This window comes from Arthrobacter glycogeni (assembly GCF_054510815.1).
In genome coordinates, this window is record NZ_JBTNDV010000005.1 from 101,030 (window position 1) to 125,390 (window position 24,361).

Sequence of the window (24,361 nt, forward strand, 5' to 3'; positions counted from 1 at the left end):
ATCGCCCGGGTCCGGCTCCGTGTCCGGGTCCGGTTCCGGGTCCGGTTCCGGCTTTGCCCCGATCGGTGGGCAAACTGGACATCGGTGGCCGACATTTCCGCCCCACTCGTCGAGGTTGACCCCGCCGGTCCAGACTGCTCACCGGAACGACGTCGTCGTCCACGCCTGACCGGCCAAACGGGGCGGGCGCCGTCGTCGTCCACGCCTGACCGGCCAAACGGGGCGGGCGCCGTCGTCGTGCTGCATCACCCGCAACCGGATCGGGCTACCCCATAAGAGGGCTAGCGGAGGCCGGTTTTGCGGCTCAGGGCCAGAGAGATCAGCTCATCGATCAGCTCCGTGTAGGTGAGGCCCGACTTGGCCCACATCTGCGGGTACATGCTGATCGGCGTGAAGCCTGGCATGGTGTTGATCTCGTTGATGATGAGGTCCCCGGCGGGAGTGTAGAAGAAGTCGACCCGGGACAGGCCCTCGGCGCCCACTGCGTCGAACGCGGCGGCGGCCAGGGTACGGACCTTTTCGCTGGCGGCGGGGGGCAGATCAGCGGGACAGCTCAGTTCTGCAGCGGCGCCGTCGACGTATTTGGCATCGAAATCGTACCAGTCGTGCTCCCCCGGCTGGACAGCGATCTCGCCGGGCAGGGAGGTACGGGGTTCGTTGGTGCCGCGACCCTGCAGCACCGCCACCTCAATCTCCCGACCAAGGATGCCAGCCTCGACCAGCACCTTGGGATCGAACTCCCGCGCGGTCTCGACGGCGGCGGCAAGGTCTGACGCCGATGAGACCCGGGTGATCCCCATCGAGGACCCGGCGCGGGCGGGCTTGACGAAGGACGGAAACCCGAGGGCGGCGGCCCGTTCGAGGCACCTGTCAAGGTCGGTGGCCCATTGCCGGTCGGTGATGACCTCGTACGGCCCCACCGTGAGACCAGCGGCGGCGAAGACCACCTTCATGTAGTGCTTGTCCATCCCCACAGCTGAGGCCAACACCCCGGCACCCACATACCTGATGTCAGCCATTTCCAGCAGGCCCTGCAGGGTGCCATCCTCGCCGAACGGGCCGTGCAGGAGGGGGACGACGACGTCGACCCCACCCAGGCTGCGCGGCATCTGGGCTGCCGCGGTGACCATCAGCTCGGTGGCAGCGAAATCGGCTCCGGACGCCGCAGCGGCCAGCACCAGCGACTCGTCAGACGCGGTGACCTCGGGCAGGGTTGCCGACCGTAGGGACCACTGGGAGGGGTCACCGGAGACCTCGACCCACTGGCCGTTCTTGGCGATCCCCACCGGAATCACCTCGTACTTCTCCCGATCGATCGCTTCCAGCACCCCTGCGGCAGTGATGCAACTGACAGCATGCTCGCTGGATCGTCCGCCGAAGAGCACCAGCACCCGCGGCCGCCGCGTCGAATCGGGAAGCGTCGAATCAGGACCGGTCGAGTCGGGAAGCGTCGAATCGAGACCGGTGGAATGAGGAAAAACAGCAGTCACAGTCAGCCTTCGGATTTCAGATCGCGGGCCAGCAGACGCGGCCCCAGGTCATGGACGGAGACGGTGCCCTGGAGCACCGCCACCACGTTCTCGGTGATGGGCATATCCACGCCCAGCTGGCCGGCAAGATCCAGGACAGCCTGCGCCGATTTGATCCCCTCGGCGGTCTGGTTCATGGTCCCGGTGACCTCGGCGAGGGTCAGCCCTTGGCCCAGCAGCCGGCCCGCCGTATGGTTGCGGGACAGGGCAGAAGAACAGGTAGCAATCAGGTCGCCCATCCCCGCCAGCCCAGCCATGGTTTCCGCTTCGCCGCCGAGCGCGACGGCAAGGCGGGTGGTCTCGGCCAGTCCGCGGGTGATGACCGATGCCTTGGTGTTATCGCCCATCTGCTTTCCTTCACAGATCCCGACGGCGAGGGCGATCACGTTCTTGACGATCCCGCCGATCTCCACCCCCACCACATCAGGGTTGGTGTACGGGCGGAAGTACCTCGCGGTGCAGGCAGCAGCGATCCACGCTGCGACTTCCTCATCGGGGCACGCCACCACGGAGGCGGTGGGTTCCTGGCGAGCGATCTCCAGGGCCAGGTTGGGCCCGGAGACGACCGCGATCCGGCCGGCTGGCAGGTCCAGTTCCGCGGCAATGACCTGGCTCATCCGGGCGTCCGATCCGATTTCGAGGCCCTTCATCAGCGAAACCACGACGGCGTCGTCGCGCAGCAGAGGCTTCCACCCCTGAAGCTGGGGACGCAGCGACTGTGCGGGGACGGCGACGGCGACCAGCTCGGCGCCGTCGAGCACCTCGGCAATATCGGTGGAGCACAAGATGTTCCCGGGCAGCACTGTGTCGGCGAGGTACCTGCTGTTACGGCGTGAGGTATTGATCTCGTCCGCCACATCTTCACGCCGGGCCCACAACCGCACCTGCGTGCCGTGGGCTGCCCCGGCGTCGGCCAGGATCTTCGCGAACGTCGTCCCCCAGCTACCGGAGCCGAGGACGGCGGCCACTGCCGGCGGCGGACGCGTCACGGATTCTCCTCGGGCTTGCTCTCGAAATCCCTGCCGGTGCTCTTCTGGTCCTTATCAGCAGGGTTCCACCGTTCGGTGGGCGGTGCCTCCTGACGCAGCTCGGCGACCAGGGCCGTCAACGCATCAAGAATCCTCTCTGTTCCGGCGTCCAGCACGGTCTTGGTGATGGGCTGGCCGACGAGGTCCGATAGGTCGACCGGGTCGCCGACCAGGACCCGCGAGGTTTTTCGGGGGAAGAGGTAGAACCGTTTGGCGTAGCGGGGGAAGACTTCGTGGGCTCCCCAGTGTGCAATCGGCACCACCGGCGCGCCGGTCTGGAGGGCCAGCCGCGCGGCGCCGGTGCGCCCCTTCATGGGCCACATATCGGGATCCCGGGTGAGCGTTCCCTCCGGGTACACCACGATGCCGCCGCCAGCATTGATCGCCTCACGCGCCGCTTCCAGTGACCGGTTGGCGCCGGCGGTGGTCCGATCCACCGGCACCTGGCCGGTAGCGCGAAGGATCCACCCCATGACGGGCACCGTGAACAAGGATGCTTTGGCCAGGAAGTGCGGCGTCACCTTCTGGTTGAACAGAAAGTGGCCGATCACCACCGGATCAATTTCGGTGATGTGGTTGGGGCACACGATGAAACCGGTGTCCCGCGGCAGTTTCTCCGCTCCCGAATACTTTTTGGCCATCAGCGCGTTCATGATCGGACGGACGGTGACTGACAGCACGGCAAACGTGGCGCGGGATCTCCGGGATTCATTCATAGAAGAGTGCCGCCGTGCCTAGCGGCCGCCCTCCACTGATGCCGCAGCGAGCTCGGAGCTGATATCGAAGTCGGCGCCGAGGCCTTCGAGCTTGTCCTGGAACCGCTCGTAACCGCGGTTGATCAGCTCAATGCCGGTCACCCGTGAGGTGCCCTTCGCCGCGAGGGCCGCGATGAGATGGCTGAAACCACCGCGCAGGTCGGGGATGTCAATGTCCGCCCCGTGCAACTGCGCCGGGCCGGAAATGACTGCCGAGTGGAGGAAATTCCGCTGCCCGAACCGGCACGGGACGCTGCCCAGGCATTCACGGTGCACCTGGATGTTGGCGCCCATCCGAATCAACGCGTCGGTGAACCCGAAGCGGTTCTCGTAGACGGTTTCGTGAACGATTGAGACGCCCTCAGCCTGCGTCAGAGCGACGACGAGAGGTTGCTGCCAGTCGGTCATGAAGCCGGGGTGCACATCGGTTTCGAGGACCAGGGGGGACAGCTTGCCGCCCGGGTGGTAGAACCGGATGCCGTCGTCGTCGACGTCGAACGCGCCGCCAATTTTGCGGTAGGTATTCAGGAAGGCGGTCAGATCCAGCTGACGCGCGCCCTCAACGTAGATATCGCCCTTTGTGACCAGCGCCGCCGATGCCCAGGACGCCGTCTCGTTGCGATCAGAGATGGCCTTGTGGTTGAAGCCGTTCAGTTCCTCAACGCCCTCGATGCGGATGGTGCGGTCCGTCTGCACCGTGATGATTGCACCCATTTTCTGGAGGACGGCAATCAGATCCATGATCTCGGGCTCGACGGCGGCGCCCTTGAGCTCAGTGATTCCCTCTGCCCGGGTGGCTGTGAGAAGCACCTGCTCTGTTGCGCCGACGCTGGGGTACGGCAGTTCAAGCTTCGCGCCGTGCAGGCCCTTTGGCGCCGAGATCGAGATTCCACCGGGGCGCTTGTCCACCACCGCACCGAAGTTACGCAGCACCTGCAGGTGATAGTCGATCGGACGATCGCCGATCTTGCAGCCGCCAAGGTCCGGGATGAAGGCTTCGCCGATGCTGTGCATCAGAGGGCCGCAGAACAGGATGGGGATGCGGGAGTCGCCGGCGTGGGCGTCGATGTCCTTCGACTGAGCCATTTTGGCGCCCTTGGGGTCCATGCTCAGGTCACCAGTGACCGGATCCTTGGTGACCTCAACGCCATGGAGCTTCAGGAGGCTGGTCACCACCTCCACGTCCTTGATTTCGGGGACGTTCCGGAGGACCGAGGGGGCGTTGCCCAGCAGGGTAGCGACCATCGCTTTGGGCACCAAGTTTTTGGCTCCACGAACGGAGACCTTACCGGTCAGAGGGACTCCACCACGAATGGTCAGCACGCTTCCCATGAACACCTAATTCCTTCGATTTGCACACAACAGAGATTGCCCCCAAAGCAGCAATTGCCTCCCGCTAAGCATAGGAGCATGTCCAACCAGACTGAAATAGGCTCCCCGGGGGTACTGAATGAAAACCCCCGGTTGCGCGTATTCATTCCCCGCCCAACGGCCCATCTCGGCCCCACTTCGTGATTCGCTGGACCGCTGACCACTTCGCCAACCCTGATAAGTGCGCGGTCAGCCATTGCATTGCAACGATCTGGACTCGATGGCCGCGGGGGGCGCAGGTGAAGTCAGGTACGTCCGAGTCACCCGGAGAGCCTGGTACGCCTCGACTGGTAGGGTCACCACCTCGGCTAGCTTCGTTTGCTTCGTTGAATCCGAGATACCTGGCACGGATACTGAGCGTGAAGGGGGTCTGATGATGGTGGAGGACGACTATATGGCCGACTACAGGGCGAGATTCGAACAGTTCGGTAGCCCGTTGCTCAGCCTGTCCTCGGCCGACCGGTTCATCTTGCATCGAGTCAATTGGGAGGGTACGAGTGAGGATCCGACGGACGTCGCGGAGGTTTCCTATCTGGACACACGACGCGGCGACCTCAGAATCCGCATCTCCGTCCGGACGTACCATGACGGCCTGGTCACTCGATCGAAATTCTACAACCAGACGTCGCTTTACCACCACCTGGTAACAGCGTTCTCACAAAAGCTCGTTCCGGCAGGAGGGCTTGGGCCCGGGTTCAGGTCAGTGCTTGAGGATTTTGAACGACGGACGGGCGACATCAAACTCTGCGACTGGACGCTGCTGATCGATGACGAGGAGGTGGTCTGCAAAGCGGGTAGCTTTGAATTCATCTCCGTGGTTCGAAGGCAATGCTCAGGACCGAACCGGGAGTGTCTTGGGCTTCCAGTCCGGCCGGGAACTCTCGTACTCGGTGATGGCTTCCTCGTGGGTGAGTGTGAGCCCGATGTCGTCGAGACCCTCCAGTAACCGCCACCGGGTGTAATCGTCGATCTGGAACGGTGCCGTGACGCTGCCGCACACCACTGTGCGCTCCTGCAAATCAACAGTCACCTCGGTGCCCGGATGATTCTCGAGGACCTTCCAGATCAGTTCGATGTCGTCCTGTGCCACCTGCGCCGCGACCAGCCCCTGCTTGCCCGAGTTGCCGCGGAAAATATCGGCAAACCGGGACGCCAACACGGCTTTGAACCCGTAGTCCTTCAGCGCCCAGACTGCGTGTTCGCGTGACGAACCGGTGCCGAAGTCGGGGCCCGCCACCAAGACGGAGCCACCATCGAACGGCGACTGGTTCAGGATGAAGTTCGGATCCTTCCGCCATTCGGCGAACAGGGCATCCTCGAACCCGGTCCGGGTGATGCGCTTTAGATACACCGCCGGGATGATCTGGTCGGTGTCGATGTTGCTTTGGCGCAGGGGCACTCCGATACCGGTGTGCGTGATGATCTTCTCCATGGGACTCTCCTAAGCGGCGTTCGAAGCGGAGGGGACGACGACGTCGTCGTGCTGGCCGGTATCGTCGTGCCGGCTTGTGGTGGGCGGCAGGGGATCGAGATCCGACGGCGAACTGAGCGTCCCGCGCACGGCGGTCGCGGCGGCGACCACCGGGGACACCAGGTGGGTACGCCCGCCCTTGCCCTGCCGGCCCTCAAAGTTGCGGTTTGACGTCGACGCGCAGCGCTCCCCCGGCGCCAACTGGTCCGGGTTCATGCCCAGGCACATGGAACAGCCCGCGAAGCGCCACTCGGCGCCGAAGTCCTTGAAGACCTGGTCCAACCCTTCGGCCTCGGCCTCGAGCCGCACGCGAGCCGAACCGGGAACCACCATCATGCGGATGGCCGGATCCTTGACCCGGCCGCGAATGATATCGGCGGCGATCCGTAGATCCTCGATCCGGCTGTTGGTGCACGAGCCGAGGAAGACCGTATCCACGCGGATGTCTTTCATGGGCGTTCCGGCATCCAGTGCCATGTACTCGAGCGCACGCTCGCAGGCGGCCTTATCGTTTTCGTCGGCGAAATCGTCCGGGGACGGCACGACCTGGGATAGGGAGACGCCCTGCCCGGGGTTGGTGCCCCAGGTGACAAACGGCTCCAGCTCGTTGGCGTCAAGGAAGACCTCGGCGTCGAACGCGGCGTCGTCGTCGGTGCGCAGCGTCGTCCAATTCCCTACGGCGGCGTCCCAGTCCTCGCCCTGGGGTGCGTGGGGCTTGTCCTTCAGATACTCGAAGGTGACGTCATCCGGCGCCACCATGCCAGCACGCGCACCCGCCTCGATGGACATGTTGCAGATGGTCATGCGGGCTTCCATCGATAGTGCCCGAATGGCCGATCCGCGGTATTCGAGCACGTAGCCCTGGCCACCGCCCGTGCCGATCTTGGCGATCACGGCCAGGATAATGTCCTTGGAGGTCACCCCGGGCTTCAGGGTGCCCTCCACAGTGATGGCCATGGTCTTGAAGGGCTTGAGCGACAGGGTCTGGGTAGCCATGACGTGCTCCACCTCGGAGGTCCCGATGCCCATCGCAAGCGCGCCGAACGCGCCATGGGTTGACGTATGCGAGTCGCCGCAGACGACCGTCAGGCCGGGCTGGGTGAGGCCAAGCTGCGGGCCGATGATGTGAACGATGCCCTGCTCGGCGTCGCCCAACGAGTGCAGCCGGACGCCGAATTCCTTGCAGTTGGCGCGCAGGGTTTCGATCTGGGTGCGGCTGGTGAGGTCAGCGATCGGCTTGTCGATGTCCCAGGTGGGGGTGTTGTGATCCTCGGTGGCAATTGTCAGATCGGGACGACGCAGCGGGCGACCGGCGAGCCGCAGTCCCTCGAAGGCCTGCGGCGAGGTGACCTCATGGACCAGGTGGAGGTCGATGTAGAGCAGATCCGGCTGGGATTCGGCACCCTGCACCTCGCCTTTGCGCACAACGTGCGCGTCCCAGACCTTTTCTGCGAGCGTGTTGCCCATGACCGGTTCCCTTCGGTGCTGTTCCACTGACGTCGTATATCCCAAACAGTTGCATCTCAAATGCTGAGACGGCAATATCATCCTATGGACAATTCTAGCGGTGTAGGTGTGATCGACAAAGCGGCGACCGTGCTCGACGCGCTGGAGGCCGGTCCCACCACACTGGCGCAGCTGGTTGCGGCCACCGGACTGGCGCGGCCCACCGTGCACCGGCTGGCCCAGGCCCTGGTGCACCACCGACTGGTCAGCCGCGACATCCAGGGGCGTTTCGTGCTGGGCAGCCGGCTCGTTGAGCTGGCGGCAGCCGCCGGCGAGGACCGGTTGATCGCCTCGGCGTCGCCGGTGCTGCTGCACCTGCGCGACGCGACGGGTGAAAGTGCCCAGCTCTTCCGCAGGCAAGGCGAGTGGCGGGTTTGTGTGGCCTCGGCCGAGCGCCCGATCGGTCTGCGCGACACCATTCCGGTGGGCACCCAGCTGTCCATGAAGGCTGGCTCCGCTGCCCAGTGCCTGCTCGCCTGGGAGGACCACGACCGCCTCCTCAAAGGGCTGCAGGACGCCCGGTTCACTCCAACCGTACTGGCCGGGGTGCGACGACGGGGCTGGGCTCAGAGCCTCGGCGAACGGGAGGCAGGGGTCGCCTCGGTGTCCGCTCCGGTGAGGGGCCCATCGGGGCGGGTGATCGCCGCCGTGTCAATCTCCGGACCGATGGAGCGGCTCACCCGGCAGCCGGGACGCATACACGCCGAGGTGGTGCTCAACGCCGCCGTGCAACTGACCCACGCGGTGGGGAAATCCGCCGACTGACCGCCGGCACCTGGCTCCTTCCTGGCGGCGCACGAGTAGGGTGTGGCTATGAATCCCGGTGCGCCATGACCAACTTTGTTGTCTTCCTGCGCGGGGTCAACGTTGGCGGGATCAACCTCAAGATGGCTGAGCTGCGTGCAGCTGTTCAGACGCTCGAGGTCGGCAATGTGAAGACCCTGCTGGCATCCGGCAACCTCACCTGCTCCACCGATCTGTCGGCGCCGGAGCTCAAGAGTTCGGTTGAGGCACTGCTGCGGTCAACCTTTGGCTATGACGCGTGGGTGGTGGTCCTTGAGGCAGGCCGTCTCCGCGAGCTGGTGGATTCCTGTCCGTTTCCCGCCGACGATCCTGACACCCACAGCTACCTCACACTGTTCTCGGCCCCGGACGCGCTCGCCGATCTGGTTCACGCCGCGGCGGATCTGGAACCGGGCCTGACTGTGCTCGGACCGGAGGCAGCCGCCTGGCTGGCCCCACGCGGCGGGACCCTCGAGTCCCCGCTGAGCAAGCTGACGGCCAAGCCGCGGTTCAAGAACTCGACCACCACCCGGAACCTGCGCACCTTGCACAAGGTCCTTGCGGCGCTCGGCAGCTGATCGAGGGTCTGGACCACGACGCGCCGCCCTGACATGCCGGCAGCCGGTTAGTTCGCCGTCGGGAGGGCCATTTCGGTGAGCAACTCCAACAGGCCGGGTCAACCCAGACATCCGCGAGGGAAAGGTTGCCCACCGATGCCCGTCTTCCTCCCCTATCCGCTAGCCGCTGCCGCGTGCCGCCGCCACAGCCTTCCGGAATCCGTTGTACCTGGTGATCTCGGCCGCCACCGGGGTGACCACGTCCCGCACGGCAACTTCAGTCACCGCGGTGTGAAGCCGGCGTCGTGCCCGGCGCCCACGCGACGCTGCCGAGAATCGCGCGGCGACCGACGACAGCACCGCCAGTGCGACACCGAGTACCGCTCCCCCAATAGCCAGCAACGTGGGCAGGGGGAAACCTTCGACCAGCGGGGTCTCCGGCGCTGGGAGCTGGAGGAAACCCAGCGCTGCCAACACACCGAGCCAGGCCAGCCCGGCGACTGCAGCGGCGAAGAGCGCCCATTGCAGCACTCCAATTACGGGCCACCACCATGAGCGCCTCCCCCAGCGCAGGTCTGTCTGCGCGATGGCCTGATCCAGCCCGTCGGCCAGCGATTCGGCTGCCCCCTGGGCGGCGGCACGGATCTGCTCCCACCAGGGTCCGGCCACCGTCTCGGTAGCAGTGTCGGCGTAGTCGCGCAACGCACCATCCATTGCGGCACGCTGGGCGGGGCCCGGCGTCGGAAGCGAGGTTCGGCTGACTGCAGCGTCCACCTCGGAGCGGCGCAGGTTCAGGCGGCGCAGCGGATCCGGGCGGAGCTTTCCGAGCCAGCGGGTCACGGGCCAGCCCGTGACGGCGTGGGCATCCCGGCGATAGGACCCGACTACCGCATCGACCACCGTTTCGGTGCCGACCGCCCCAGCCAGCCGATCCACCAGCCGCGACCGTGCGGCCTTGGACGGCAGCGTGGCGTCGGTGGGTCCTGCCTGACCGGCCAGCCGGGTGGCAGTTGCCGTGACATCAGCGGTAAGGCGCGCGGTCGCGGCTTGCCGGCGTTTCACTGTCAGCCCGATTTCCCTCACCAGCTTGTCCAGCCCGGCGCCGGTCACCGCGGAGACCGGGTGGACCCCCACGGAACCGAGTCCCTCGGCGGCGAGGATGCCCCGCAGTGAGGCCGTCACCTGGTCCACTTCGTCCCCGACCAGGCGGTCGGTCTGGTTGAGCGCCACCACTGTGACCGCCCCGTGGGCGGACATCCCCCGGAGGAACCCGTGGTGGAGTGCTGCATCAGCGTACTTCTGCGGATCGACTACCCAGAGCAGGACATCGACCTGCCCGGCCAGGCGCTCCACGACCTCGCGGTGGCTGGTAGCGGTGGAGTCAAAGTCAGGGAGATCCAGCAGGATCAGCCCGCCGCCGTCGTCGGCCGATGACCGTCCGCCGAACGCCAGCCGGGAGTCATCGGGGAGCTCGTGGCGCTGGGCCACCTGCAGCCAGTCGAGCAGCGGTCCGCTGCCGTCGCTCTGCCAGAGGACGGCGAGCGGTTCGGAGGTAGTGGGGCGGCGTGCGGCAACCCGCGCAACGTCGGTCCCGGTCAGCGCGTTGAGCAGCGAGGACTTGCCGCTGCCAGTGGGACCGAAGATCCCGACAACCGTATGGGCGTCTGACAGCGACCGGCGCGTACTGGCCCGATCGAGTACGTCGTAGGCAGCTTGCAGGTCTCCCTCGGGCAGGCGCCCGGTGGCCAGCTCGCGGGCCGTGTCCAGGGCTTCGAGCTGGGTCTGCACCGCCGATTCGGCCTGCCTACCCTTATGCCGGCTCATTGGTCATGCCCGTCGTCGTCGTTCTCGTCGTCGTTCTCGTCGTCATGCACGTCGTCGTTCACGACGCGCTCTACGGGGTCGGCTGATCCGTGTGTCTGGAGCTTCCGGGCGTAGGAGCGAAGCGTCTCGGCCGGGAGCTGCCGGGCTGCCGGCTCCAGGAGCGCCTGGTAACGCTGCTGTTCCGCGCTGAGCAACGACTCGCACCGGTGCCGCAAATTCTCCCGCGCCGTCTTGGCGAGGCGGCGTACCGCATCGTCGCCGAACACCGCTTCGAGCAGCTTCTGCCCGACGACAGCCGATCCTCCGGCGACGCCGATCTCCAGTCCGGTCAGCCCGGCGGTGGAGGCGAACACCACGACCATGAGGGCCACCGCGACGCCGTTCACACCGAAGGAGAGCATCCTCGCGGTGAACCGTTTGTTGGCGCCCTCGGCGCTGACCAGGTCCAGCAGGTCTTTCTGCCAGGCCCGGATTTCCCGTGCAGCCTCCGCCGAGAAGTCACCCCGTGGGGGTAGTCCGGCGAGCAGGTCCCGGCCGGCGTCACCGTCCCGCCAGGCATGCTCGGTTTTCTCTGCCGCCTGCGCCGCCTGTTCAACGATGACCGCGTGGAGCCCGGTTTCGATGGCGGTTTCAACGGTGATGGCCCGCGTCGGCCGGCCGGTGAAGAACGAGCCAATTGCATCCCTCGCCCTGCCGACCCTCGATTCGAGTCCCCTCATAAACTCGCCGGTGCCGACAAAGTCCTGCCACCGGGCCAGCACCTCCCCGCGGAGTAGCGTTCCGTCCTGGGTGGATTCGTGGATTCCCTTCAGGGCGTCGTCGTAGGCGCGGGTCGCCGCGACCTGCAGGCGCAGGTACTCGGCGTGCTGGTTGTCCTGGGCGTCGGCTGCGGCGTGAACCCGGCCCGCGACCGCTCTGACAGCGCCGTAGAGGGTCCGGCGGGCAATTTCCTGGCGTCCCGACGCGTCGACGGCCAGAGCCTGCAGCCACCGGCGGATCGGGTCTGCCGCATCGGCCGGGAGCATGCCCTGGGAATCCAGGGGGAGCTCCGGAACGATGAAGATCGGTGCATGGCCCAGGTCGGCGGCGGCGAGCAGTGTGTGCAGGTCACTGCGCACCTCCTCCTCGACCCCTGCGGGAACCCGATCCAGGACCACTGCGAGCAGGATGTCCCGCGCTGCGGCGTCGGCCAGCAACGTCCACGGCACTGCGTCGGCGTAGCGGTTGGCGGTGGTGACGAAGACCCAGAGGTCGGCGGCGGCGAGGAGCTGCCCGGAGAGCCGCCGGTTCTCGTCGGCAATGGAGTCGAGGTCAGGGGCGTCCAGCAGTGCCAGACCCCGCGGGATCATGGCGTCGGGTCGCAGCAGGAGGGTGCCCGCGCCCGGAGCTGCGGCGCCGGGAGTACCGGCGCCGGCAGGCTGCCCCGCGACTTGTTCAGTGCTGCCGGCGTCGACAGCATGAACCCGGCTCAGGGTGGGGAGGATGCGTTGGTCGGCAAACCAGTGGCCATCGGCCGGGTGGTGTAACAGCACCGGTTGCCGTGTGGTGGGGCGGATGGCGCCCGAACGGGTGACAGGGTGCCCCACCACGGCATTGACCAGGGTCGACTTTCCGGCACCGGTGGATCCGCCGACGACGGCGAGCAGCGGTGCATCGAGGCTGAGGAGCCGGGGAACGACGTAGTCCTCCAGCTGGGCTGCCACGGCCGCCGCGGTGAGCTGTGCGTCGTCGGACCCGTGGACGGCAAGGGGGAAGGACAGCCCCCGCAGGGCCTCCCCGGTCTGGCGCAGCGTTGCCAGAAGCGGCTGGGCGGCGGGAAGGGTGTCGGTCACCACTCCATTCTGCCGTACGCCCTGCTGAGTCTGCGGTAGGCAAAGAAAAACCCCCGGAACCTATGAGGCTCCGGGGGTAATGGTGACCCCAGCGGGATTCGAACCCGCGTTACCGCCGTGAGAGGGCAGCGTACTAGGCCGCTATACGATGGGGCCAGTACTGTGTGCTGTCCGGCTTGCGCCAAACGAGCTAGATGATTATTTCACATCTGCTAAATGCGGCCAAATTGCCCACATCCAACGCTGGGGTACCAGGACTCGAACCTAGAATGTTGGTACCAGAAACCAGTGTGTTGCCAATTACACCATACCCCAATGGCACATCCCGGACTGCTCCAGACGGAGCATCCAGGCCGCTTCAAACCGCTCTGCGCCGAGAGATCACTTTACCGGACATCCGGCAGGAACTGCAAAACGCCTGCTAACGACGTGACCCGGCGACCGGTAAAGTCGGCCGGTCCGGCAGCACGCCGATCCAGCCAGACCCCGATTAGCCCTGCGGCGTCGGCACCCTCGGCGTCGACAACCCTGTTGTCCCCTACATACAGGGTGCGCTCCGGCGGGGTGCCGAGTTGCCGGGCGCCCTCCCAATAGATCGCCGGAGCAGGCTTCGCTGCGCCAACCGTGTCGATCCCGACGAGGACGTCGAACCGGGACAGTCCTGAGCGGTCGAGTTTGACGCGTTGATAATCGTAAACGTTATTGCTGACCGCCCCATAGGGCACGCCTGCCGCGTCCAGCGCGTCGAGGAGCGGAACGACGTCGTCATACGGCTCGAAGTGCAACGGTAGCGTCGCCTCATAGGCAGTGTTCCAGCGCCGGGCCGCTTCGCCTTCCAGCGGTTCCTCGACGAAGGCCGCCTGAGCGTGCTTCGCCCGACGCAGCCGTTGCTCGGTGAAGGTGAGCTCACCGGCGAGGAACCGGTCATACGAGCCCAACGGGTCGTGGATATAGAGCCGCTTGTACTCGGTCCAGTCCGCGTTGCTGAGGTGCGTCAAGGTATCGGAGCCAAGGTGGTGCAGGGTCCTGCCCATCGCGGTTTCCAGATCCACCAGCGTGTCGTCTATATCGAATAACACCCCTGCGATCTCCGGGAGGTTGTCCACGCTCAGGCGGCCGTGCTGCGGAACGCGCTGATCCGGGCCAGCGACGAGTCCTTACCCAGGATGACCATCGATTCGAAAAGTGGCGGCGAAATCCGCTTGCCGGAGACGGCGGTCCGAACCGGGCCGAAGGCAAGCCGCGGCTTCATGCCCAGTTCTTCGACCAGTGCCTGTCGGAGGGCGTTCTGGATATTCTCGGTGGTCCACTCTTCGAGCGGCTGCAGTGCTGCGTGGGCAGCGTCGAGCACTTCACCCACGTTGGCTGGGAGGCCCTTGCGGGCGTCGTCGGCAATCTCGATACCGGCGTCGTCAGTGAAGAGAAAGCCCAGCATGTCCGGCGCTTCGCCGAGGAGGGTGATCCGTTCCTGAATCAGCGGGGCGGCCTCGGCGAGGATCCGGTGGTCCCGCTCGGTCAAGGTCTCGCCAACCAGTCCAGCCCCCTGCAGATACGGAATGATCCGCTGGCGGAAGTCTTCGGGCTCCAGCAGACGGACGTGGGTTCCGTTGATCGCTTCGGCTTTCTTCAAGTCGAACCGGGCAGGGTTGCCCAGCACATCGTGGACATCGAACTTCTCGACCAGGGTGTCGACAGTGAAGATGTCCTCATCGGCGGACAGGCTCCAGCCCAGCAGCGACAAATAGTTCAGCAGGCCTTCGGGAATGAAGCCTCGCTCCCGGTGAAGGAAGAGGTTGGATTCGGGATCCCGTTTGGAAAGTTTCTTGTTGCCCTGGCCCATGACATATGGCAGATGACCAAACAGTGGCATGTAGCTGGCCACGCCAATGTCGATCAGTGCGCGGTACAGCGCAATCTGGCGGGGTGTGGAGGAGAGGAGGTCTTCGCCCCTCAGCACGTGGGTGATTCCCATCAGGGCGTCGTCCACCGGGTTGACCAGCGTGTAGAGGGGGGCGCCGTTGGCACGGACCACCGCGAAGTCGGGGATGCTGCCGGCGCGGAAGGTGATCTCTCCCCGCACCAGGTCGGTGAAGGTGATGTCGTCGTCGGGCATCCGCAGCCGCAGCACGGCGGCGCGGCCTTCGCTGCGGAAGGCCTCCTGCTGGTCCTGCGTGAGGGTGCGGTCGTAGTTGTCGTAGCCGAGCTTCACATCCCGGTCCGCGGCGTGGTGGCGTTCCTCTACCTCCTCGGGGGTGGAGAAGGACTCGTAAAGGTGGCCGGCGGTCCGCAATTTAGCGATCACGTCCTGATACAGCTCGCCGCGCTGGGACTGGCGGTAGGGAGCGTGGGGTCCGCCCACTTCCACGCCTTCGTCCCAGTCAATGCCAAGCCACTTCAACGCATCAAGGAGCTGGGTGTAGCTCTCCTCGCTGTCGCGTGCCGCGTCAGTGTCTTCAATCCTGAACACCATGGTGCCGCCCGTGTGCCGGGCGTAGGCCCAGTTGAACAACGCGGTGCGGATCAGGCCGACGTGCGGGGTACCGGTCGGCGAGGGGCAAAACCGCACACGAACGGGGGTCTGATCGGTGACGAGGGGGATCTCAGCAGCATTAGTCATGATGGTCCTAAGTCTACGGGGCGAGGGCCCCGACCCCGAGCGGAGCGAGGAGTTGGGAGCCCCGGAGACGCTACGGGGCGAGGGCCCCAACCCCGAGCGGAGCGAGGAGTTGGGAGCCCCGGAGACGCTACGGGGCGAGGGCCCCAACCCCGAGCGGAGCGGCAAAGTACCACCAGGCGGCGAAGATGAGCGCTGCGACGGCCAGCCCAACCAGTCCCTGGGTACGGACCCGGGTTTTCGGACGGAAATACCGCAGCGGCAGAACAGCGGCCGCGCCAAATCCCAGGGCTGCGAGTGCCGCCACCCATATCTGGGGCGCACCGCTCAGGGAGGCAGCCCGCGCCGAAACCAACGGGATGCCGCAGGCTGCGACCGCAATGTATCGGCCAAGCCGACGGCGTTCAGCGCTCGGACTACCTTTCCGCACGGGCCCCCGTGGTACCCGCCGCATGATTAGCGACGCGCCGGGTTCGACAGGCGTCCGATGCCTTCGATCTCTACTTCGTAGCTTTCGCCTTCGCTGATCAGGCCTACTCCGGCCGGCGTACCGGTCAGGATGAGGTCTCCTGGGAGCAGCGTGAAGGCCTGGGATACGTAGGACACCAGCTCTCTGACACCCCAGATCATCTGGCTGGTCGACCCGTCCTGCTTCAGCTCGCCGTCGAGCCTTCCCAGGACACGCAGGTTTTCGGTATCGAGGTCCGTCTCGATCCATGGGCCCACCGGGCAGGAGGTATCGAAGCCTTTGGCGCGCGCCCACTGGTTATCGGTTTTCTGGGCGTCGCGGGCAGTGAGGTCGTTGGCGCAGGTGTAACCGAAAACCACTTCGTCCACGCGATCGAGGGGAACGTCCTTGCAGATCCGACCGATGACGACGGCGAGTTCGGACTCAAAGGAGATCTCATCCGAGAATGCTGGAAGCACTATGGGGTCGCCGGGGCCGATGACCGACGTGTTGGGTTTGAAGAACATGAGGGGTGCTGGTGGCACCTCGTTGCCCAGTTCCCTGGCGTGATCGGCGTAATTGCGGCCGATGCCGACAATCTTGCTGCGCGGGATGACCGGAGCCAGGAGTCGGACGTCGGCCAGTTGGTGGCGAACTCCGGTGAGCTGTACGCCTGAGTAGAAGGGATCGCCGGCCATGACCGCAATCTCCTCCTGCCCATCCTCCCCCTCAACCACTCCGAATGCTGGGTCACTGTCAACGACAAATCGGGCTATACGCATGGATCACACGTTACCGCGGCCCGGGTCCTGCCTGGGAATCGGGGCGAGACCCGGAGATGCGAATGGCCGTGAACCTTGTCCCCAGCGGGCAAGTTCACGGCCATCCAGCCAGACAGTCGGATCAACGAGAAACGAAGTGTCGGTTACTCAGAAGGTGACTAGTGAGGCCAGTTTCCAATTTTGGAAATGGTCGTGGAGCTTTGGAACCCGGTCGCCGCGTCAGCAGCAGTCGCTGTGGAGACTCCGCCGATCGTCAGCACGGATACAACCAGGAGAGAAACAAATAATCTTTTCATACGAGAGTCCTTTGCTTGTGCGAGAAAGCGTGAGACACCGAACCTCACGCAGTTTTATTAGTATACGAACGATATACAGAAAACCAAGCGTTTGAAAAGATGGACTTTCGGAAGCAATACCCGCCCAATATCCCCTAAACTCAAATCATGGAGTCTCACCTTCACTCGGGAGACTCCGTTAGCACCACCCGAGGTCCACTAAGAACCGCACGAAGGGGCTACCACCCATGGCGATAAACCAACCCGGCGACCAGCTGTTATATGAGCTGCGGGCGAGGGAGGCGTGGAGCCAGCGCGATTACGAGCGAGCGCGCGTCATTGCGGGGCAGGCGGTTGATCTGGCGCTCGACGATGACAATGAGGTTGCCTGGTGGAACATGGCATTCCTGCAGGCTGAGTGTCTGCGGGAAGAAGGGGCAGTCGAAGAGTCGGTCAAAGTAGCTCAGCAACTGCGGGATCATTCACTGACCAGCCAGTCACCGTCCCTGGCGGTCCGGGTTCTTACTCTGCTTGCCGTCGGGCTGCAAGGGCTGGGCCAACTCCCCGAAGCAGTGCGACAGGCTACTGCAGCAGTCGATGTCGCTGCCGATGCCGATGCCATCGATGCTCCCGAGCTCCGGGTTGAAGCACACCAGGCGCTGATTGCATCGCTCGCCGAAAGCGACCGATTGGACGAAGCCTGGGCGCAATGCCTCGCCCTATCAGTATTGCTGACCACCGAAACGCGCTCACAGACCGCGGGTAAGGCTCACTGGACGATCGGCAACGTAGCGTTCATGCGCCACGAGGTTGCCAACGGCACCAAATATCACTCATTGGCCGCCGTGAGTCTCTCCCCTAACAATGACCTTGACCTCTGGGCACGGTTCAACCGTGCATCTGCTGCGCTCAGATTGGCGGCAGGCGTCGTGGACGCTGAAACCCTCGAATGCATTGAGCGGGCGGAGACCGCCAGCTCTATCGTCGGGGGAAACGAACGTGATCAGCTGGAGCTGTCCCTGACCCGGGCCCACTGGTTGGTCCTGACCGGCCAGCTCAACGCAGCAGTCAAGCGTCTCAAACCGATCTGCGCCGACGCCACCATGCTTGCCTCGCAGACCGCCGGCGAAGCGTATCTGTTGCTTGGACGCTCACTCGCCGGACGTGGCGAGGATTTCGAAGCCATGAGCTACCTCGATTCCGCCAAGACGTTTTTCGTTCAGTCAGGAGCTCAGGACCGCGCCGCTCACGTGGGCAAGCTGATCGAATCCCTGATGCAGCCGCAGGGAAGTCCGCAGTAAGCCCGGCTTACCGCCGGTCACGGCCGCCTAGCCTCAGGAGTCCTTGTCAGCCGTGGGCTTCGCGGTGGCACTAGGAGTAGCGCTCGGCTTCGCGGCGGCACTCGGCTTCGCCGACGGCGTTGGAGTCGGGGTGTCCGCGTCCTCAAGACCTTCCAGTAGCTTGACGACGTCGTCGTTGGTCAGCCGGTTCCACGGCGATCCGGCCGAGCCCTGCAGCGCGGCTTCAGGGCTGTCGCCCTGGCTCCACCACTTACATTCGAACACGTGATCGTCGAGCTGAACGCGGTCACCGCTCTCGTACACCTGCTCCGGATCCCATTCGTCAACAGTTCCTGCAGGAATGGTGGGTGCCGTGACCGGCGCTTCACCCGGAAGAACCGGCCCGATCAGAGTCCACGGCGTCTCGTCAGCCTGCAGCACCGGGTTGTCAGGGGTAGCCTCTTCATTCCACCACTTGGCGACGTACACGTTACCGTGCCACACCACGCGCTGCTCCGCCACGTAGGTGGCATCCTCGGACCAGATGGGATACGGGCTGGTCTTGGGGTTATCTTCCACAAGTTCCGACGTCGGCTCCGGCGACGCCGACGTGGTGGCAATACTCCCGGCGCTTCCCTCGAACTTCTGGCCGAGGATCTGCGCGAAGCTCTGACCATCCTGATCGATACCGCTGCAGCCCACTGATACGACTGAGACATCGGCGTAGTTGTCGCTGCAGGTGGCGTCGCGGTTCAACGACCACATAGACATTCTGCCAATTCCGCGTTCGACCGCGAAGGCGTTAAGACCGGCAGCGTGTTCGAGGGAGAACACCTCACCGACGACGTCGTTCTGGCCGATCATGGGGGTGAGCCCGAGTTTGGTCCAGAGCGCCTGGGGACCGAGCGGCATGTCGGCCCGGCCATACAGGGTGGAAAGTTGCGCGTGGGTGGCCTCGGCGGCTGTGATCGAGGCGTCGAGCATGCTCATGGTTTCCGGCCGGCTTCCACCGAAGTCCATGGTCATAATGTTCACCCCGGCGAGGTCAACTCCGCCTTCGAGCATCTGGGTCACAGCTGTGGTGCCCGGTTCGGTGAGTCCTGATGGCGCGACCGGCAGCGTCAGCCAGACGTTCAACGGTTCGTCGTCGGCGAGGCGTTCTTCCTGCAGCAGGGCGAGGGCCTCGGCCCGACGCTCTCCAGCGGCCGTGTCGAGCAGGTTCTCACCTTCCACGTCCAGATCGATGGTGGTGAGGTTGTAGCGCTCAACCACGGAGCCGTACGCGTCCTTCAGGTCATCGACATCGGTGCACGAAGTAGCAAGCTCGTCGTTGAGCAGGCCACCAAAGGAGACCGCAACTTCTCCGCCGCTTTGAATCAGGCGGGCGATCCGGCGATCCAGGTCCATGGTGGATTCGGCTTCGTCAAAGGTGTAGGCGGCACCCCAGGAGGGCTCGCAGGGGCTTTCAGGATCAGCCACGATGAAGGACAACACCACGCTGCCGCCCTCTTCAGTCTGTGGGCGTTCGAAGGCGTAGAAGGGGGTGGCTGTTGCATCGACGTAGCCAGCGAACCAGGAACCACTGTTCTCGGCGGCCCTGGCATCCTCAAAACGGTTCCACCCGGAGAACGATGCCGCGACCACGGCGACGAAAACACCTATCACCAGAACAAGACGAACGAACGAAAGTTTCCGGCCCGGAAAGTGCCTTGCCAATGAGTGCCCCCACGAATCGTGCCCCCCGCCGATCGAGGGGAAACTTGAACGGTAAACTGTCATGTTACCCGACCACGATAAGTCCCACTGCCGAGTGCTACTGTTGCACGGTCAGATAACGGATGCACCCGGTTCACCGCCGTTGCGCGGAGCCGCCAAATGAACGCAGAAGAACCCCGCCCGTCGGGTGGTCGGCAAGTGCCGTCTGCGCAGGGAGCAGCAGGGATCGATCCTGCAATCGAGTCGCTGGGGAGCGAGATGAAGGATCACAAAGTGACCGCAGCGACTGATGAGCAGACGAAGGAAAACGGTCCGGGCGCGCGCAAACGCCAGTGGGGTGCCGAGAAGCGTTCCGAGCCCCTCTCGATAGTCCACCCCACCCCATCCCGCCGGAAGATAGCACTCGGCCGGCTGGCGATTGTCGCAACCATGGTGGGCTGGGCATCGTACGTCGTTTCAACGATCCTGCGGCAGCTCGTCGATAACCCGGCTGCGGGATTCCGCTTCCAGCTCGAAGCGGTGTCCTACCTGATCGTGGTCACGTTCCTTACCTTTTCCGCCCTGCTGTATCTGGTGGCACGCCAGGGTGCGCTGTACCGGTTCCGGGATCACAAACGCGTGCCGCGGGGTGAGCTGGACCGCCACTTCGCGCATTACGACGACGGCATCACCGTCCTGGTACCCTCCTACGCCGAAGAACCACAGGTGGTGCGTGCCACCCTCTGGTCCGCGGCCCTTCAGGAATTTCCTGACCTCCGGGTGGTCCTGCTCCTCGACGATCCCCCGTTCCCCACTGATCCCGCAGTTGCAGCACGCCTGAAAACCACCCGTGAGCTCTCCGAAGACATCGAGTCGCAGCTGCTCGATCCATCAACCCGTTTCAACGATGCGCTCATCAGCTATCGTGAGCGTGTCACCGCGCCGGTGCCACCCGGTGTCGACGAACTGGAAGTCCTCACCAACGAGTACATCGCGGCCGCCGCCTGGCTTGAAGACATGGCAGCGGCGGAGCGGGTCGAGGACCACGTCGACGAGTTCTTCGTCGACCTGGTGCTGATGGGTCTCGCCCGGGAGCTTCGGCTGACGGTGCTGGGACTCACCGCTGCCCGCGCGCAGGGCGAGCAACCCAACGAGGACCGGGTGACCGAGCTGTACTTCAGGCTGTGCCGGATCTTCACCGCTCGCCTTGAGACGTTTGAACGGAAGATGTTCGCCTCGCTTTCCCATGAGGCCAATAAGGCAATGAACCTCAACTCCTACATCTCCCTGATGGGGAAGCGATGGCATCGCGAGGAGTCCCCCAACGGCACCATCCTGCGGCCTGCCGAGGGCCCTGCCCAGGTGGACCTTGACGTCCCCGACTCCACCTACCTGTTGACTCTCGACGCCGATTCGCTGCTTCTGCGTGACTACTGCCTCCGCCTTGTCTACCTTCTGGAATCGCCGGGAAATGAACGGGTCGCCGTCACGCAGACCCCGTACTCCTCCTTCCGCGGGGCACCGACCCGTATTGAACGGGTAGCCGGCGCCACCACCGACATCCAGCACATCCTGCATCAGGGCATGACCTATTACGGCGCCACCTTCTGGGTGGGAGCGAACGCAGTAATACGCAAGGAAGCCCTGATGGACATCCTCGAGGTTGAGGATGTGGGCGGATTCGAGATCCACACCTACATCCAGGACCGGACGGTCATCGAGGACACCGAGTCGAGCGTCGACCTGGGCGCCCACGGCTGGACCCTCGTGAACTATCCTGAGCGTCTTAGCTACAGCGCCACTCCCCCGGACTTTGGCTCCCTGGTGGTTCAGCGTCGTCGCTGGGCGAACGGCGGACTTCTAATCCTGCCGAAACTGTGGAACCAGCTCCAGGATCGACGCTACCGCCGCGACCGGATTCTGGTGCGCGAGGTACTGCTTCGGGTGAACTACATGGCGTCCATCGCATGGGCCAGCTTCGGGCTGATGTTCCTGCTGGGCTACCCGTACGACAGCAGGCTTCTCAGCCCGTTGGTCTTTATGACCGCTCTGCCCTATTTCCTCGCCATGGGCAGCGACCTCCGCGACTGCGGACACCGCTTCAGCGACATCTTCAGGATCTACGGTTTCAACATTGTCCTGCTGCCGGTGAACCTCGCCGGTGTGCTGAAGTCCATCCAGCAGGCGTTCACCGGCGAGAAGATTCCCTTCGTGCGCACCCCGAAGGTCAAGGACCGTACCGCCGCCCCTGCCCTCTACGTGTTCATTCCCTACGTCATCGTCGCGTTCTCCGTTCTGACCCTGTGGCGCGACGCCATGCAGGGGAACTGGGGCAACGCCGCGTTTGCCGGGCTGAACGCGGTGCTGGCGGCCGGCGCCATTCGCGCCTACATTGGGGTAAACAATTCAGTTGTGGACATGGTGCTCGGGGTCCTCAACTGGCTCTATGTTCCGCCCCGCACGAAGCGCGAAACGAAGTCGCCGGTCATCGAAAAGACACCAGAAGAAGCGGATTGGTCCTCCATCCTGTACCACGGAGATCGCCGCCTCAACCGTGACCTCAGAGGATCAAACGACCGTCGCCGTCGCATTTCCTCGCGGTAGCGGTTCGTGCACTACCCACCGGGTTGAAAAGCAGTCGCAGGCGCAGTGAAAGGGATCATGTCGGCAATAATTACACCGAATGACCAGGCGGGCGAAGATCACCCGACTGACGTCATCCGGCTTGTCATGCCACGGGGCGTGGAGATCACGGGTGAGATCGCCGAGGCTCATGCCGAACGGGCGCGTGCTCTCGCCAACGGCAGCCTTCGGCCAGTGCTGCTGGAGATCTCCGGGGTTGGCTCGATCAGCCGCGATGCACGAGCCGTCTTCACGGGCTCACGATCCTCTTCGGCGATCGCTGTGCTGGGCACCTCCTCCGTGGACCGCGTGCTAGCCAATTTTCTCCTCGGCGGCGACCCCCCACCGTGCCCCACACGTTTCTTCACCACTGAGTCCGAGGCGATGGCCTGGTTGGGTAGCTGTTTCAATGCCTGAACAGGACGCTGATCCCCGACTCGCCATGTTGGTCGAAGGGGTTGTGAAGCTCGCCCGGGGCGATTTGAGCAGCCGGATGGAACCTTCCCCGGCACGGGACGACGTCGATGCCGTCATTACCGGCTTCAATCTGCTCGCCGAAGAACTCGAACTGGTGCACCGCGACTTCGAGGAGCGCGTTGCCAGCCGCACGGCCATGCTCCATCAGGCGCATCAGGACATGCGGACTATGGCGATGACCGATGCCCTGACTGGCCTGGACAACAGGATTGCACTGCTCGCCAAACTTGAGGCTGAACTGAACGCCGATGGCGAGACCACCATGCCGGCGCTGATTCTCCTTGACCTGGACTCCTTCAAGGATGTCAACGACAGTTTCGGGCACGACGCCGGCGACCGGGTTTTGCAGGAGGTCGCCCACCGCCTCCTCGGAGTGGTGCGAGATTCCGACACTGTTGCCCGGCTAGGTGGTGACGAATTCGCCATTCTGGTACCCGAGGCAACGCTGGAAATCGCCCTCAGAATTGCGAATCGAGCCCTGGCTGCACTGGGCGACCGGATCTCTCTTGAAGAACTTCACGTCTTTTCCCGTGCGAGTATCGGCGTCAGGCTCGCTGACGGCCGGCAGAGCGCCGAAAGTGTCCTGCTCGATGCCGATACCGCAATGTATGCGGCCAAGCGCGAGGGCCGCAGCACCATCAAGGTCTTCGAACCGGTGATGCTGCTGCAGCGCCAGCTCCGCAGCCAGATTGCGTCCGAGCTGAGGGACGCCATTCAATCGGACCAGTTGAGCCTGAATTACCAGCCGGTGGTGGACCTGCGCGACGGTCGGGTCCTCGGTTTGGAGGCGCTGGTCCGGTGGAACCACCCGACACGGGGCTTCATCATGCCCGACGAGTTCATCCCGCTGGCGGAGGAGATCGGTGCGGTCATCGAACTTGACCGCTGGGTGATGGCCTCGGCAATCCAGCAGTATGCGCTCTGGCGCGCAGAGATACAGCTCGACGACGACTTCCAGCTTCGGCTGAACCTCTCGGCCGTCGAACTGCAGCAGCTCGACCTGGTGGATTACGTGCGGGGTCTGCTGCGACGATTCGACATTCCCCCTGCCGCGTTGGTACTGGAAATCACCGAGACCGCCCTCGTGACCGGCGGCGAGGTGGAAGCCTACTCACTCTTGAGCCTGAAACAGCTTGGCGTGTGCATTGAAATCGACGACTTCGGCACCGGCTACTCGTCAATCAGCTATCTGCGGAAACTGCCGGTCAGCATGGTCAAGGTGGACCGGTCCCTGCTCGGTGAACTGTCCACCGGGTCGATCCAGTTCGGGTTTATCGCAGCCATCCTGCAGCTGATCCGCGCCGCCGGTCTGGAAGCCGTCTTCGAAGGCATCGAGACCGAGGAACAGGCGCTGAAGCTGCAGGAAATGGGCTGCGTTGGCGGCCAGGGGTATTACTTCAGCCGGCCGCTGCCCGTTGAAAAAACCACAACCCTGTTGCGGTCCGGTGCCAAGCTTCCTCTCGGCTCATAACCATCCCGGGGACGGCGACGCCCCTGTCGCCGTCCCCGGGT

Annotated in this window: 20 protein-coding genes and 2 tRNA genes; 7 read left to right on the forward strand and 15 right to left on the reverse strand. The window is 64.4% G+C overall.

From position 1 onward, the window contains the following. Positions 1 to 84 precede the first annotated feature (84 nt). Complete coding sequence (locus ACX80G_RS07215) at positions 85 to 276, forward strand: hypothetical protein (RefSeq protein ID WP_459306813.1); 192 nt, start codon at positions 85 to 87, stop codon at positions 274 to 276. A 5-nt stretch (positions 277 to 281) separates the two neighbouring features. Here ACX80G_RS07215 and ACX80G_RS07220 read toward each other — a convergent pair whose 3' ends face one another. The 6 genes from ACX80G_RS07220 to leuC all read right to left on the reverse strand — a co-directional run bounded on the left by ACX80G_RS07220 (position 282) and on the right by leuC (position 7,621). Then, a complete protein-coding gene (locus ACX80G_RS07220) occupies positions 282 to 1,391 on the reverse strand; it encodes a D-alanine--D-alanine ligase family protein (protein ID WP_459307025.1) in 1,110 nt (369 codons plus the stop codon). A gap of 101 nt (positions 1,392 to 1,492) precedes the next feature. Continuing rightward, positions 1,493 to 2,518 carry an NAD(P)H-dependent glycerol-3-phosphate dehydrogenase gene (locus ACX80G_RS07225; RefSeq protein WP_459306815.1) on the reverse strand — a complete coding sequence of 342 codons (1,026 nt, stop codon included), beginning with the start codon at positions 2,516 to 2,518 and terminating at the stop codon, positions 1,493 to 1,495. Then, the gene (locus tag ACX80G_RS07230; RefSeq protein ID WP_459306817.1) at positions 2,515 to 3,273 is read right to left on the reverse strand and encodes a lysophospholipid acyltransferase family protein; all 759 of its coding nucleotides are present in this window, start codon (positions 3,271 to 3,273) and stop codon (positions 2,515 to 2,517) included. Before ACX80G_RS07230 ends, ACX80G_RS07225 begins: the two co-directional genes overlap by 4 nt. An 18-nt stretch (positions 3,274 to 3,291) precedes the next feature. Further along, complete coding sequence (murA, locus tag ACX80G_RS07235) at positions 3,292 to 4,644, reverse strand: UDP-N-acetylglucosamine 1-carboxyvinyltransferase (RefSeq protein ID WP_459306819.1); 1,353 nt, start codon at positions 4,642 to 4,644, stop codon at positions 3,292 to 3,294. Positions 4,645 to 5,515: 871 nt separating this feature from the next. Next, positions 5,516 to 6,115 (reverse strand): 3-isopropylmalate dehydratase small subunit, encoded by a 600-nt coding sequence (leuD, locus tag ACX80G_RS07240; RefSeq protein WP_459306821.1) that lies wholly within the window; start codon positions 6,113 to 6,115, stop codon positions 5,516 to 5,518. A gap of 9 nt (positions 6,116 to 6,124) precedes the next feature. After that, complete coding sequence (gene leuC, locus ACX80G_RS07245; RefSeq protein ID WP_459306823.1) at positions 6,125 to 7,621, reverse strand: 3-isopropylmalate dehydratase large subunit; 1,497 nt, start codon at positions 7,619 to 7,621, stop codon at positions 6,125 to 6,127. An 84-nt stretch (positions 7,622 to 7,705) separates the two neighbouring features. Here leuC and ACX80G_RS07250 point away from each other — a divergent pair, with 84 nt between their 5' ends. Then, positions 7,706 to 8,425, forward strand: coding sequence for an IclR family transcriptional regulator (locus ACX80G_RS07250; protein ID WP_459306825.1), 720 nt, complete (start codon positions 7,706 to 7,708; stop codon positions 8,423 to 8,425). 65 nt (positions 8,426 to 8,490) lie between these two features. Next, the gene (locus ACX80G_RS07255; protein WP_459306827.1) at positions 8,491 to 9,021 is read left to right on the forward strand and encodes a DUF1697 domain-containing protein; all 531 of its coding nucleotides are present in this window, start codon (positions 8,491 to 8,493) and stop codon (positions 9,019 to 9,021) included. Between the two features lie 159 nt (positions 9,022 to 9,180). Here ACX80G_RS07255 and ACX80G_RS07260 read toward each other — a convergent pair whose 3' ends face one another. The 8 genes from ACX80G_RS07260 to ACX80G_RS07295 form a co-directional block, all read right to left on the reverse strand. Continuing rightward, on the reverse strand, positions 9,181 to 10,824 hold the full coding sequence (locus tag ACX80G_RS07260; RefSeq protein WP_459306828.1) for a GTPase: 1,644 nt from the start codon (positions 10,822 to 10,824) through the stop codon (positions 9,181 to 9,183). Further along, positions 10,821 to 12,656 carry a dynamin family protein gene (locus ACX80G_RS07265; RefSeq protein ID WP_459306830.1) on the reverse strand — a complete coding sequence of 612 codons (1,836 nt, stop codon included), beginning with the start codon at positions 12,654 to 12,656 and terminating at the stop codon, positions 10,821 to 10,823. Before ACX80G_RS07265 ends, ACX80G_RS07260 begins: the two co-directional genes overlap by 4 nt. 80 nt (positions 12,657 to 12,736) lie before the next feature. Beyond that, positions 12,737 to 12,812, reverse strand: a tRNA-Glu gene (locus ACX80G_RS07270). Between the two features lie 87 nt (positions 12,813 to 12,899). Further along, positions 12,900 to 12,971 (reverse strand) — tRNA-Gln (locus tag ACX80G_RS07275). A 71-nt stretch (positions 12,972 to 13,042) separates the two neighbouring features. Further along, positions 13,043 to 13,735, reverse strand: a complete 693-nt coding sequence (locus ACX80G_RS07280; RefSeq protein ID WP_459306831.1) for an HAD family hydrolase — start codon at positions 13,733 to 13,735, stop codon at positions 13,043 to 13,045. Positions 13,736 to 13,764: 29 nt separating this feature from the next. Beyond that, positions 13,765 to 15,273 (reverse strand): glutamate--tRNA ligase, encoded by a 1,509-nt coding sequence (gene gltX / locus ACX80G_RS07285; protein ID WP_459306833.1) that lies wholly within the window; start codon positions 15,271 to 15,273, stop codon positions 13,765 to 13,767. A gap of 127 nt (positions 15,274 to 15,400) precedes the next feature. Next, a complete protein-coding gene (locus ACX80G_RS07290; RefSeq protein ID WP_459306834.1) occupies positions 15,401 to 15,700 on the reverse strand; it encodes a hypothetical protein in 300 nt (99 codons plus the stop codon). Positions 15,701 to 15,726: 26 nt separating this feature from the next. After that, the gene (locus ACX80G_RS07295) at positions 15,727 to 16,500 is read right to left on the reverse strand and encodes a fumarylacetoacetate hydrolase family protein (protein ID WP_459306835.1); all 774 of its coding nucleotides are present in this window, start codon (positions 16,498 to 16,500) and stop codon (positions 15,727 to 15,729) included. 523 nt (positions 16,501 to 17,023) lie between these two features. Here ACX80G_RS07295 and ACX80G_RS07300 point away from each other — a divergent pair. Beyond that, positions 17,024 to 18,076 (forward strand): hypothetical protein, encoded by a 1,053-nt coding sequence (locus ACX80G_RS07300; protein ID WP_459306837.1) that lies wholly within the window; start codon positions 17,024 to 17,026, stop codon positions 18,074 to 18,076. Positions 18,077 to 18,109: 33 nt separating this feature from the next. Here the strand turns inward: ACX80G_RS07300 and ACX80G_RS07305 are convergent, their stop codons facing one another. Then, positions 18,110 to 19,720 (reverse strand): carbohydrate-binding protein, encoded by a 1,611-nt coding sequence (locus ACX80G_RS07305; protein ID WP_459306839.1) that lies wholly within the window; start codon positions 19,718 to 19,720, stop codon positions 18,110 to 18,112. Between the two features lie 309 nt (positions 19,721 to 20,029). Between ACX80G_RS07305 and ACX80G_RS07310 the strand changes: the two genes are divergently transcribed. The 3 genes from ACX80G_RS07310 to ACX80G_RS07320 are packed head-to-tail and all read left to right on the forward strand — an operon-like array spanning position 20,030 to position 24,320. Next, positions 20,030 to 22,354: a glycosyltransferase family 2 protein gene (locus tag ACX80G_RS07310; RefSeq protein ID WP_459306841.1), complete on the forward strand. Its 2,325-nt coding sequence runs from the start codon at positions 20,030 to 20,032 to the stop codon at positions 22,352 to 22,354. A gap of 57 nt (positions 22,355 to 22,411) precedes the next feature. Then, a complete protein-coding gene (locus ACX80G_RS07315) occupies positions 22,412 to 22,789 on the forward strand; it encodes a SpoIIAA family protein (protein ID WP_459306843.1) in 378 nt (125 codons plus the stop codon). Beyond that, a complete protein-coding gene (locus ACX80G_RS07320; RefSeq protein WP_459306844.1) occupies positions 22,782 to 24,320 on the forward strand; it encodes a putative bifunctional diguanylate cyclase/phosphodiesterase in 1,539 nt (512 codons plus the stop codon). Before ACX80G_RS07315 ends, ACX80G_RS07320 begins: the two co-directional genes overlap by 8 nt. Positions 24,321 to 24,361: the final 41 nt, after the last annotated feature.